Annotated in this window: 10 protein-coding genes and 1 other annotated feature; of the genes, 3 read left to right on the top strand and 7 right to left on the bottom strand. The window is 37.6% G+C overall.

The features are described from left to right. Positions 1-79: 79 nt before the first annotated feature. Positions 80-748 carry an adaptor protein MecA gene (gene mecA / locus ABH966_RS06080; RefSeq protein WP_370076731.1) on the bottom strand — a complete coding sequence of 223 codons (669 nt, stop codon included), beginning with the start codon at positions 746-748 and terminating at the stop codon, positions 80-82. A 435-nt stretch (positions 749-1183) separates the two neighbouring features. Then, the gene (gene spxA, locus ABH966_RS06075) at positions 1184-1579 is read right to left on the bottom strand and encodes a transcriptional regulator SpxA (protein ID WP_024362527.1); all 396 of its coding nucleotides are present in this window, start codon (positions 1577-1579) and stop codon (positions 1184-1186) included. 638 nt (positions 1580-2217) lie between these two features. Further along, positions 2218-2451: a binding site (T-box leader), on the top strand. A gap of 104 nt (positions 2452-2555) precedes the next feature. On the opposite strand from spxA, the gene trpS reads away from it, so the two are divergent. After that, entirely contained in the window at positions 2556-3545 is a 990-nt protein-coding gene (gene trpS, locus ABH966_RS06070; protein WP_370076729.1) for a tryptophan--tRNA ligase, read from the top strand. A gap of 855 nt (positions 3546-4400) precedes the next feature. On the opposite strand, the gene fabF is transcribed toward trpS, so the two are convergent. Then, the gene (gene fabF / locus ABH966_RS06065) at positions 4401-5642 is read right to left on the bottom strand and encodes a beta-ketoacyl-ACP synthase II (RefSeq protein ID WP_370076727.1); all 1242 of its coding nucleotides are present in this window, start codon (positions 5640-5642) and stop codon (positions 4401-4403) included. Between the two features lie 30 nt (positions 5643-5672). Beyond that, positions 5673-6611 carry a beta-ketoacyl-ACP synthase III gene (locus ABH966_RS06060; protein ID WP_370076725.1) on the bottom strand — a complete coding sequence of 313 codons (939 nt, stop codon included), beginning with the start codon at positions 6609-6611 and terminating at the stop codon, positions 5673-5675. Between the two features lie 994 nt (positions 6612-7605). Here ABH966_RS06060 and ABH966_RS06055 point away from each other — a divergent pair. Further along, positions 7606-7800 carry a YjzD family protein gene (locus ABH966_RS06055; RefSeq protein ID WP_370076723.1) on the top strand — a complete coding sequence of 65 codons (195 nt, stop codon included), beginning with the start codon at positions 7606-7608 and terminating at the stop codon, positions 7798-7800. Positions 7801-7848: 48 nt separating this feature from the next. On the opposite strand, the gene ABH966_RS06050 is transcribed toward ABH966_RS06055, so the two are convergent. After that, positions 7849-9975 carry an ATP-dependent Clp protease ATP-binding subunit gene (locus ABH966_RS06050; protein ID WP_370076721.1) on the bottom strand — a complete coding sequence of 709 codons (2127 nt, stop codon included), beginning with the start codon at positions 9973-9975 and terminating at the stop codon, positions 7849-7851. Between the two features lie 269 nt (positions 9976-10244). Between ABH966_RS06050 and ABH966_RS06045 the strand changes: the two genes are divergently transcribed. Further along, positions 10245-10931: a Crp/Fnr family transcriptional regulator gene (locus tag ABH966_RS06045; protein ID WP_370076720.1), complete on the top strand. Its 687-nt coding sequence runs from the start codon at positions 10245-10247 to the stop codon at positions 10929-10931. 554 nt (positions 10932-11485) lie between these two features. On the opposite strand, the gene ABH966_RS06040 is transcribed toward ABH966_RS06045, so the two are convergent. Both ABH966_RS06040 and ABH966_RS06035 read right to left on the bottom strand, forming a co-directional pair. After that, the gene (locus ABH966_RS06040) at positions 11486-11794 is read right to left on the bottom strand and encodes a metal-sulfur cluster assembly factor (protein WP_370076718.1); all 309 of its coding nucleotides are present in this window, start codon (positions 11792-11794) and stop codon (positions 11486-11488) included. A gap of 53 nt (positions 11795-11847) precedes the next feature. Then, positions 11848-12612 (bottom strand): prolyl oligopeptidase family serine peptidase, encoded by a 765-nt coding sequence (locus tag ABH966_RS06035; RefSeq protein WP_370076716.1) that lies wholly within the window; start codon positions 12610-12612, stop codon positions 11848-11850. Positions 12613-12688 lie beyond the last annotated feature (76 nt).

Here is a 12688-nt window from a genome sequence, read left to right as displayed (position 1 = left end):
GAAATAAAAAGACTGTAAACAAACTTGATAATCACCAAGTTTGTTTACAGTCTAAGCCACTCATCAAGTACTTATTACTTTAAATAAAATATTTTCGCACTGTTTCAAAGCAATTATATTCCATAATTTTTTCGCCATATTCCTCTAAGCGATGGATTGTGAAATTTGATGGTATTAAAAATTCTTTAATAACGGCATTTCTATCGTGATGATTTAGTTCTTCATCTGCGTTCGCGAAATCAACTACCAAATAGTACCAATTTTCATATTTAAATAATGAGGAATCCACTAATTCATCTGTTATGCGTTTCGCTACAGGGATTAACTCATCAATATCTTTAAATTTATAAACATAAATATCTGTATCCATAAATAACTCTGATTCATCTAAGTCACCAAACTGAGTTAGTTGACTGAGAAGATCTTCTCCAACGTCCTCAAATGGGGCAAACATCTCTTTGTGTTCGCCAAATTGCGAAGAACCATCTAAGGTTTCACCGTCTTTTAAAATATGTGCACGTGTGACAATGATTTCTAAGCCTACTTCAGACGCATTGATATGAATCCAAATAGGACCTTCTACATCAAAGTAATCCTCCGTGTTTACTTCATCAATCATATCCCAAAAAAGTTGTTCACCCTTTGCTCGATTGTACCAAATTTCTTCACGACTATAGCCGCGATCCTCTATATCATTGTACGTAATAAAGAGCTTGAGTGTATTTTCGTTTACACGTTCGATGTCCACTAGACCTCATCTCCCTTCACTGTCATTTGTCGAAAAACAGTTTTGTTTCATTAGTATGCTTTTATTCATTGTTTTTAACCTCATACCCCGTTTTTGTTTTTCAACCTTTGACCACACTACAGTAAAACCGTTGAGCAACCGAAATCAAAAATTAATTGTCCACAGTTGTCTCTAATTATATTGTATGCTGTTCTGTCATAAAATGAAAAGGATATACACCGTTTCACAGAAGATATTTGAATTATTGAAATTGTAGTAAACTATTAAGTTTAAATCAAGTTTAACATACTTTACGGAAATATATGACTTTTCCCTACTATTTATTATACTTTATATAGAAGGTTTTACATAAGTAAAACACAAAAAAATAGATGTCACTATATGCTTGATGCATATGTAACATCTAATACTTATTCTATGCAGAATATGGAGATATTAGTTCACCATGCGCTGTGCTTCTTGCAATTGATACGCACGAACCTTACGAGGTAGGAAACGACGAATTTCATCCTCATTGTAGCCAACTTGTAAACGTTTCTCATCTAAAATGATTGGACGACGTAATAAACCTGGATACTCTTGAATTAACTCATATAAACGTTGTAATGGTAAGCTTTCAACATCAACATTCAATTTCTGGAAAATCTTTGATCGAGTTGAAATAATTTCGTCCGTACCATCCTCTGTCATACGCAAAATCTCTTTAATTTCACTAATGCTTAATGGTTCGGAAAATATATTACGTTCTGTATATGGGATTTCATGCTCCTCTAACCATGCTTTCGCTTTTCGGCAAGACGTACAACTTGGTGATGTAAATAAAGTTACTATCATACTGACACATCCTTTCCTTTTAATCATTATCTATAAACCAGCGTGTTAAATTAGAATTAATGTAATGTAATCTACATACCATTATACAGTACTCTGTGATGTTTGAATATAGTTCCAATAAAAAAAAGAATAACCCTATCACACGAAATTTTCTGTCTATTTATATAACTTTTCAAAGCAGGTTACTTCTTGGCATGTCTAATGAACTACTAATAATATTCCCATTCGCAGCACGTTTTAAACACTCATTTCGTGATTATTTTTGTTCTCATTTAAAAAATTTAAACGAGAATATTGTCAGTTCCGTGTGTACAATATAGACGTATATTTACTAATATTGGTTGCATTTTCAAATAAATAGTTTGTTACCATAACGTGTGGTTGATCTCCGTTCCGGCTGGGCGCTTTGTCGCTGACGCTTCGCTTTCGACAGAACACATTTATTGCTGCACGGAAATAAAAAACCAGCGAAAATAGCATATAATTTTTTTCCAATAATGAACACCGCCAAAAGTCTGACTTTACCCACTTGCTTTTTACCGATCCTTTATAATATAATTTTTTGCAATCAATCAATTATGTCTTTGGTGGGTTCACCTCATCTATACAGATGGAAGACGGTTATTGAACTAAATAAAAAAACGCTGACGAAGAGTAGTACATATGCATTTTACACGTTAAGAGAGTCTGTGGTTGCTGCAAACAGATCGTGTAAGCATTTGGAATGGACTTCCGAGTTAGCTTTGTGAACGTCTTAGTTTCCTTACTGGAGTCTATTAGCAAAGCTCGTCCCTTCACGTTACGAAGCAAAGTGGCCGATTTAGGCAAGCTGGGTGGTACCGCGGATTCAAACATCATTCGTCCCTTCATTAGAAAACTAATGAGGACGCATGATGTTTTTTTATTTTGGATCAACGGATCAGGTCTTATGTAAAGACTAGCTGAGGTAACAAAATTCAAGGAGGAAATGACAATGACAACTATTTTTTCAGGCGTACAGCCAACAGGTATTGTAACTCTAGGGAATTATTTAGGTGCGTTTAAGCAATTCCCTGCATTACAAGATGAAGGAGATGCTGTTTATTGTATCGTCGATCAGCATGCAATAACAGTGGCACAAGATCCCAAGGAATTACGTCAAAATATTCGCAACCTAGCAGCTACGTATATCGCTACTGGAATCGATCCTAAAAAATCTACATTATTTATTCAATCAGAAGTGTCAGCACATGCACAGGCAGGCTGGATGCTACAATGTGTCGCATCGATTGGAGAGCTTGAACGTATGACACAGTTCAAGGATAAATCTCACGGTAAGGAAAGCGTATCTGCCGCTCTACTAACATATCCACCATTAATGGCAGCAGACATCCTTTTGTATAATACAAACATTGTCCCTGTTGGTGATGATCAGAAGCAGCATATTGAACTTACTCGTGATCTAGCAGAGCGCTTTAACAAACGTTATGGTGACGTTTTAACGATTCCTGAAATTCAATTACCAAAAGCGGGAGCTCGTATCAAATCACTACAGGAACCAACTAAGAAAATGAGTAAATCTGATCCAAATACAAAAGCGACAATCAAGCTTTTAGATACAGCGAAAGATATTGAGAAAAAAATTAAGTCTGCTGTTACTGACTCTGATGGTATTGTGGCATTTGATGTAGAAAATAAACCTGGTGTTTCTAATTTACTAACAATCGAATCTGCCATTTCAGGCGTATCAATTGACGACCTTGTAAAAAAATACGAAGGCGTTGGCTATGGTGGTTTCAAACAAGGCGTTGCAGCAGCTGTTATTGATCACCTGACACCAATTCAAGAGAAGTTCTATAATTTGGTAGAATCATCAGAATTAGATATTATTTTAGACGCAGGTGCTGAAAAGGCAAATGCAATTGCAAGTGCTACATTAAAACGCATGGAAGAGGCAATGGGCCTTGGTCGTGCACGTCGCTAAAAAGAAGACTTTATCATAAAGATGATTGTAAGAGCTTGGCCAAAAAGAGAGCAACTTAAGAGTTACATTTTCTCTTTTTCATTTAAAGTTTTATCATAACCAAGATCAAGTACAACAGCGCATAACACAATGGCTGATCCAATGGCCATATAAAATGCTGATGTTTGTGCCATGAACTTAAAAACTACTAGCCAGGAATATCCGAGTGTCCGATAATTCAAATACAAAATGAGATTCCCTACTGAGAGAATCAATAAGCCATAGCTCATTAAAAATAAAAAGAGTCGGAACAAGATAAGGGCATCCTTTCTATTTCTTCTTAATTATCATCTATTCACAAAACTATAAAAAAAGACGTCAGCCACGTAAATTGGCTGACGTTTTTTTATGTTGTTGAAAGACTAATCAAACAGAATAGACTTATAGCAGTGAAGCGACTGTACATCTGTTGTTACTGCCACTATTTTTCCGCATATAAAGACGTTTTGCTGCAGAGCGGTTGATTGGAGTGGAGACTGGGCGACTCCTTGGGGATCAGCGATAGAGGAACGAAGGCTAAAAGCATCACATCCTGTGATAACGCCTTCGTGACCAACATCGTGTTGGCCCGAGACCCTGGAGCGAGCACCGCGAGTGAAGCGGCTCATCGGACGCCCCCAGGAAGCTTTGCTCTGTGCGAAAGCGAAGCGACAGCAACAAAGCGCCCAGTCGGAACGGAAATCAACCCCTCGTTTTGCGGAAAAGCCTTACTTTATTTAAAATGATGACACCTTAATTAACTGCCTGTAAAAGCCCGAATGGTGAACTATAAAAATCAGTGGGAGATGAAACCCCACTGATTAAAGTTTTACTTTATTATTCCTCGATTTTTTTGAATAGTAGACTAGCGTTGTGTCCACCAAACCCAAGTGAATTACTCATAGCATATTGAATCTCTGCTTTTCGAGCTTCATTCGGTACATAATCTAAATCACAATCTGGATCTGGATCTGTTAAATTAATTGTCGGTGGTAAAATGCCTTCTTTCAATGCTAGCGCTGTGAAAATAGCTTCAACACCACCAGCTGCACCTAATAAGTGACCTGTCATTGATTTTGTAGAACTCATCGCAAGCTTATAGGCATGTTCACCAAAGACTGTTTTTACTGCCTGTGTTTCAAATAAATCATTATATGGTGTGCTTGTTCCATGTGCGTTAATATAGTCTACTTGAGAAGCTTCTACGCCACCATCAGTTAAAGCTTGCATCATTGCACGAGAAGCACCTTCTCCTTCTGGAGCTGGAGCTGTAATATGATGCGCATCTCCTGTTGCACCGTAGCCAAGAACTTCTGCATAGATTTTTGCACCGCGGGCTTTTGCGTGCTCATACTCTTCCAAAATAACAATACCCGCACCTTCACCGATGATGAAACCATCGCGATTCTTATCGAATGGACGGCAAGCTGTTTCCGGATCTGTATTTAAAGATAATGCAGTATTTGCGCAGAAGCCTGCTACTGCCATCGTAACGATCGGCGACTCTGCACCGCCAGAAATCATAACATCTGCATCGCCACGCTCAATTACTTTAAAAGCATCCCCAATGGAGTTTGTACCTGAAGCACAAGCAGTTACTGAACAAGAGTTAATACCCTTTGCTCCAAAGTGAATCGATACTTGGCCTGAAGCCATATCTGGAATCATCATTGGAATAAAGAATGGACTTACACGTCTTGCTCCACGCTCTTGGAAAGTTAAAAACTGTTGTTCATATGTTTCCATCCCACCGATTCCAGAGCCAATCCAGACACCTGCTCGTGGTGCTAGTTCTTCATCGATTGTTAATTGTGCATCTTCCATCGCCATGATAGACGCTGCTAAGGCATACTGTGTAAAACGATCCATTTTACGGGCTTCTTTACGTTCGATATACTTTTCTATATTAAAATCTTTTATTTCAGCAGCAATTTTCGCTGCGAAAAGATCTTTATTTAAACGTGTTAACTCGCCAACGCCAGATTTTCCAGCTTTAATGTTAGTCCATGTTTCTTCGATGCTATTTCCTAGTGGTGTAACTGCGCCAATTCCTGTAATTACTACTCGTCGTTTACTCATTGTCTTACTCCCCTCAAGCATTTTTCGTTTTTATTTTCCCCATCTTATTGTAACGGCGCCCCATGTTAAGCCACCACCAAATCCAACAAGTACTAATAAATCATCATCTTTTATCTTACCTGCTTCAAGCTCATCTACCAAGGAAATACCAATAGATGCTGCCGACGTATTCCCATATTTGTGAATCGTTTTTGACATTTTTTCCGGTGGTAGCTCTAAACGCTCACGAGCTGATTCCATAATTCGAATATTCGCCTGATGCGGCACTAAAAAATCTACGTCTTCTTTTGTTAAACCTACTTTTTCTAAAACGTTTACTGCAGATTCACCCATTTGACGAACGGCAAACTTAAATACTTCACGGCCATTCATAGCGATTGTATCTTGCTGTGTTAAATACAAGTTCTTTCCACCTGTGCCGTCAGCTCCAAGCTCAAATGATAAAATACCTCTACCTTCTGATACTGGACCAACAATCGCTGCACTTGCACCGTCACCGAATAATACAGCAGTATTGCGATCTTCCCAATCAAGTACTTTCGACAGCTTTTCAACACCTACTACTAAGACATATTTATAAGCATTTGATTCTACAAATTGCTTTGCTGTCACTAAACTATATATAAATCCTGCACAAGCAGCCGCTTGATCCATCGCAGCTGCATTGACTGCTCCGATTTGCTCCTGAACCATACATGCTACACTTGGAAAGTTTTGATCTTGTGTTACAGTTGCAACAAGGATTAAGCCTATTTCCTCTGGCGTAATACCTGCTTTTGCAATAGCCTCCTTAGCAGCAGCTACTGCTAAATCTGACGTATCCTGATCATCTGCGGCAAAACGACGTTCTTCAATCCCCGTGCGTGTTCGAATCCATTCATCCGAAGTGTCCATCATTTTTTCTAAATCAAAATTTGTAACGACCTTCTCCGGAACGTATTTGCCAATTCCTATAATACCAGCGTTCATTTAGCAACCCCTCTGCTTTCTTACTATCAATTATTAGTAACTGGTCATAATTATAACTCATAATGAAGGAGAGGTGCAAGATGAATTAAATTTAACGTCTTAAAACTAGTAGTATCAATGGTCTCCAATCAGCTTATATACATGCCATACGATTTAACAAATGTCATCTACAACTTTTAGAACTGATGCAGGAAAAAGCGTATTTTTGAGGATAAGTGAGGCTGAAAAATTTAATAATGGTGGTTAATGAAAAAAGCTGCAAATAGATCTGCAGCTTTAGTCTAACAATTGCTATTATCAACATCGTAAAAGTCGATATCGTAAAAAGATGAAAGGTGGCTCTCGCATGAATCTGCGTACGTCCAAACTATTCTCTAATAGGTCGTTAAGGATCACGTTTTCTTTTGAACACTTAGTGCTCTGAAGAAATCGCTTGATGGGTTGCAACACAGAAGGTTTCAAACGACGTGTTGTACGTTTCTTTTTGTTAGGTTTGCTACCGTAGTTGTGCCAACGTAATGGCTGACGCTTTAATCGTCTGGTGTTGCGGTGGTGTTTTTGATTCAATAAACAACGTTGAGTAATACGCATCCGCAATGGTAATCAAGTAAATCACAAAAAGTAATTGTTTCATTCAATGGTTCAAAAAATTCATTTCTCCCTTTATTCAGTTCTATAAAATTAGAATTGTCTAGTTATAATACGAATGGTACGTAGAAAAGTTTCAAATTAATAATGACCAACGCATCACAGATGACCAAAATAAGCCACCTCGGTATGAAATAACTTAGAACTACAACATTGGTTTGAATAATAGAACAGCAGGAAATCGAAAATAGATATGAACCAATCGAATATTTTGCCATCTAAAATGTTCTCAATTGATGATTATCGTTGTTACAAATTCGCCATGTTTCACAGAAAAGGTTCTTTTTTTTTCGATTTATGTTATGATATGATAATGATATAAAAAAGTTCGGTTGAGGTGAAATTAATGCAATATATCGTAACATTCATATGGTCATTCCTACTAGTTTCAATGGTAAACTACGTAGTAAGCGCTGTACTTGGTGCAGATTTTGATTTCCAAACTGCTGTTGTCACATCAGTTGTATTTACAATTCTTGTTTTCATCATCGGTGCAGTTATTCCAAACGAGTCAACTCCAGAAGCTGCAGACAATCATTAATTCAACTAGAAAAAACCTGTTTCGCTCAATGCGGAACAGGTTTTTTTGTTATTTTTCAACGATGCATTGGCCATCATGCATTCTAATGTGCAATGTTTCTCCTGGTAATACTTCACCACGAAGCAATTCTTTTGCAACCGCAGTTTCAATATAACGTTGCACGAAGCGTTTTAGTGGTCTAGCGCCAAACTGAGCATCTGCTCCTTGTTCTACAACCCAGTCAATTACATTTTGTTCTACTTGTAAAGTAATTTCTTGCTCTGCAACTCGTTTGATAAGCTGTTCGACATATTTCCAAGCAATCGCTGTGAAGTGCTCAGCCGATAGTGCATGGAACATAATGATATCATCCATTCGATTTAACAGCTCTGGTTTAAAGTGTTGACGAAGTGCAGCCATCACTAAATCCTCAACTGCTACATCTTCTTCTTTTGCTTCCATTAAATAGTTTGAGCCAATGTTAGAAGTTAAAATAACCACTGTGTTCGTAAAGTTGACCATACGACCTTGGCTATCCGTAATGCGTCCATCATCTAAAATTTGCAGTAAAATATTTGCAACATCAGGGTGAGCTTTTTCAATTTCATCTAATAATACTACTGAATATGGATTTCGGCGAACAGCTTCTGTTAATTGTCCACCTTCTTCATAACCAATATAGCCTGGAGGTGCCCCTACAAGACGTGATACACTATGCTTCTCCATATATTCACTCATATCAATGCGAATAAAATGATCCTCAGAATCAAACAGCTGTGCCGCTAGTGCCTTCGCAAGCTCTGTTTTACCAACACCTGTTGGCCCTAGGAATAAAAAGCTACCAATTGGTCGATGCGGGTCTTTAATACCAGCTCGAGCACGCCATACCGCTTCTGTAACAAGTTGTACAGCATTATCTTGTCCGACTACACGCTCATGCAATGTATCTTTTAAGCGCAATAATTTTTCACGCTCACCTTCTACTAATTTCGTCACTGGTATCCCTGTCCAGCGTGAGACGATAGATGCGATTTCATCAGCTGTTACCTCTTCACGTAAAATACGTGATTCCGTACCATTCTCTAATTGTTTTTCCATCTCTTGAATTTCCTTTTCAAGCGTAGGAATTTTCCCATGACGTAGTTCGGCTGCTTTATTTAAATCATATTTACTTTCTGCTTCATCTAAGTCACGACGGTATTTATCTAGTTTTTCACGTTTTTTCTGAATGCCATGTAACGCCCCTTTTTCGGTTTCCCATTGTTTAAGCATACCCTCAGAAGATTCTTTCAGCTTTGTTAATTCATCACTGAGTTGCTCTAGTCGCTTTTTGCTTGCCTCGTCCTTTTCTTTACGTAGTGCTTGTTCCTCAATTTCAAGTTGCATAATACGGCGTTTTACTGCATCCAATTCCTGTGGCATGGAATCAATTTCTGTTCGAATCATCGCACATGCTTCATCGATTAAATCGATGGCCTTATCTGGCAGGAAACGCTCTGTAATATAGCGATCTGAAAGCTCTGCTGCCGCTACAATCGCACGGTCATGAATGCGTACTGCATGATGTAACTCAAAGCGCTCTTTCAAGCCTCGTAAAATGGAAACTGTATCTTCAATAGATGGCTCACGTACAAGCACTTGTTGGAAACGACGCTCTAAAGCAGGATCTTTTTCAATATACATACGGTATTCATCTAATGTTGTAGCTCCGATACAATGTAGCTCACCTCGTGCAAGCATTGGCTTTAGCATATTCCCAGCGTCCATCGCACCTTCCGTTTTACCAGCGCCAACAATCGTATGAATTTCATCTATAAATAAAATAATGCGCCCCTCTGAGTCTTTTACCTCTTTTAAAACACCCTTTAAGCGCTCTTCAAATTGTCCTCGATAACTAGCACCTGCTATTAAGGCACTCATATCTAACTCATACAGTATGCAATCCTTTAACCCCTCAGGCACATCGCCCTTTACGATACGTTGGGCTAATCCTTCTACAATAGCTGTTTTACCAACCCCAGGCTCACCTATTAAGACAGGATTATTTTTCGTTTTACGTGTTAAAATCCGAATAACATTCCGAATTTCTTCATCACGGCCGATTACCGGGTCCATTTTACCGTTTTTTACTTCTTCAATTAAATTACGTCCAAATTGTTCTAATGGTTTTTTGTCATTTGTTTGTTGAAATTGCATATTTAGCACTCCTTTTCAATAATGTTAAGCGGAATCCCGTTCGCCATTCTGTTTCATTAAAAATGTTTGACCTTTTTTGACTAACTTTATTTTACAACACACGACAAATCATAGCAAAGAAATAGTCCTAAAATTTCTTCACTTATAACTGGAAAATTACGTTATAATAAAAGTATATTTCTTAGATTTAGTAAATTGTTCACCTTATTTTGTAATAATTAAACAATTTTTACGTAAAAAGAAAGAGATGTGTTGAAGATATGACTATTATGGATAATATACAAGAAAAATTTCACGATCTTTTTCAAAAACACGGTGTTTTTATTAAAGTGAATAAGGATAGTAAAATTTTTTTAGAGGGCGAACGTGCGAAAGAAATTTATTATATAAAAACAGGAGCAATCTCGATTAGTCAGGAAACAGAGAATGGGAAAGAATTAACCATTCGTATTTGTGGTCCAGACAGTATTATTGGAGAAAGCTCATTATTTTGTAACCTTACGTATAATTCTATGACTGCTAAAGTTTTAGAACCCTCTAGTTTATATGTACTAAGCCGTGAATCATTGGAACTTTTACTAGTGGAACAACCTAATTTAATGGTGGAATATATGAAGTGGTTGCAAACAGAAAATTTAAAACATCAAAGTCGTTTGCGCGATTTAGTTTTAAATGGTAAAAAGGGCGCTTTATTTTCAACACTTATCCGCCTTTCAAATACTTATGGTAAGCCTTTAGAAAATGACACTATTTATATTGATCTCCCATTAACAAATACAGAAATCGCTAATTTATGTGCGACGAGTCGAGAAATGATTAATCGCATGCTTAATGACTTAAAGAAGCAAAATATCATATCCTTCGAAAAAGGTTATATTACCATTCACGATTTACAATTTTTAAAGGATGAAATCGCCTGTGAAAATTGTCCGTTACAAATATGTCGTATTGATTAATAGCAACATGCAAAATCCCCGCTTATGAGTTATAAGTGGGGATTTTGTGTTCTATTATGTAAAGAAATAAAGTAAGACTCTTCTGCAAAGCGAGGGGTTGATTTCCGTTCCGACTGGGCGCTTTCCTGGGGGCGTCCGATGAGCCGCTTCGCTGCGCTGCAGGGTCTCATCTGTGACGCTGATCCCCGAGGAGTCGCCCAGCCTCCACTCCAATCAACCACATCACATAGCGTGTATCTTCTTGCATGTTACTAAAATTCATAGTGATACAACAAAAAACTTTAGCAACAATGTTTTGTCTGTGCGAAAGCGAAGCGACAGCAACAATTGTTGTATTTCAGATAGTAAAGCGTCAGCAACACCAGATATACAATAGCGTCATTATTATAAGTTTCTTCTGTTGTTTTATGATGAGTAGCTTGGAACAGAAATCTTCTTCATTTAAAGCACGCCACAGTCACAAAGATTACTTTAACTATTTTGTATTTCAAAAACAGAAAAAATCCCCGCTTATGTGTTATAAGCGGGGATTTTTTCTCGTGCTTTAAGTGGACTTAGCGTACACCTAATGCCATTTTGGCATAGCGTGACATTCTATCTTTTGACCAAGGTGGATTCCATACAATGTTGACATTTGTACTTTTTACCTCAGGAAGCTCACCTAAAGCTGTGTTCACTTGATCAACAATAACAGGTCCCATTGGGCAGCCCATAGACGTTAGCGTCATTGTAACGGTTGCTACACCTTCTTCATCTAACTCTACATCATATACTAAACCTAAGTTGACGATATCAATACCAAGCTCAGGGTCAATTACATTTTCTAATGCACCGAACATGCTGTCTTTCATATCTTGATCCATCTGTATTTCTCCTTCCGTCACAGTGTTAACTTAATCATAGCAGATGCATCTTATTATGCCAAATGCTGTGCAAGCCATTCAGTTGCTGCTAACATACCATCTCGTGACACAGCATGGCCCGCTCTTTTATTAGCTAAGAACTTTAAGTCTTCTGGATTTGTTTCATAATAATTGCGTAAAGTTAAATAAAAATTATACGTTTCATTAAAAGGAACGGTTTTATCTAATTCCCCATGCCAAAATAACACAGGTCGTCCTGCGAATTTTTCTGGTGTTAGGCTGACATCATATTTAGCAAGAAGTTCATTCGTTTGTTGTACTTCTTCTTCTGACATTGGCCAATTCACACCGCTTTTAGCGAATTGCTGTAATTGATACTCCGCTAATTTAAGAAACCCTGGTGCACCCATGCATACTGCTGCTGTTTTAATCCAGTCATAACGCTTTAAACAGCCTGATGTTACAATTCCACCCATCGATGTACCAGCAACGCCAATTTTATCATCCACTAATAATTTTTTATTCTTTAATTCATTATATAATTGTTCAACTTCATGAATAGAATTTAAAACAATATCCCAAAAATGTAAGCTCATTTTCATCTCAGATAGTCCTTCACTACGGTCGCCATGTAATTTTGCATCTGGTAATAGGACACGCACCCCGTTGCCTACTAATTGGTATGCATAATGTAAGTTATGTTCTTTTGCGCTCATAAAACCATGTAAAAAAATAACTACTGGGGTTTTTTCATTCATATTTTCTGTATGTATATGTAATAAAGGAATATCTCCCCACAATTCTTTTTCAACAATCATCTTTGTCACTCCCAACTTTTGTCTATCTTTATGTTAGCAAACTTTTCTCTATGTGACAAAATTTTGACGTATGGTT

It is taken from the genome of Lysinibacillus sp. RC46 (assembly GCF_041262385.1).
Classification (GTDB): domain Bacteria; phylum Bacillota; class Bacilli; order Bacillales_A; family Planococcaceae; genus Lysinibacillus.
Note: the sequence above shows the minus strand (reverse complement) of the source record. Positions and strands in the feature narration are given on the sequence as shown.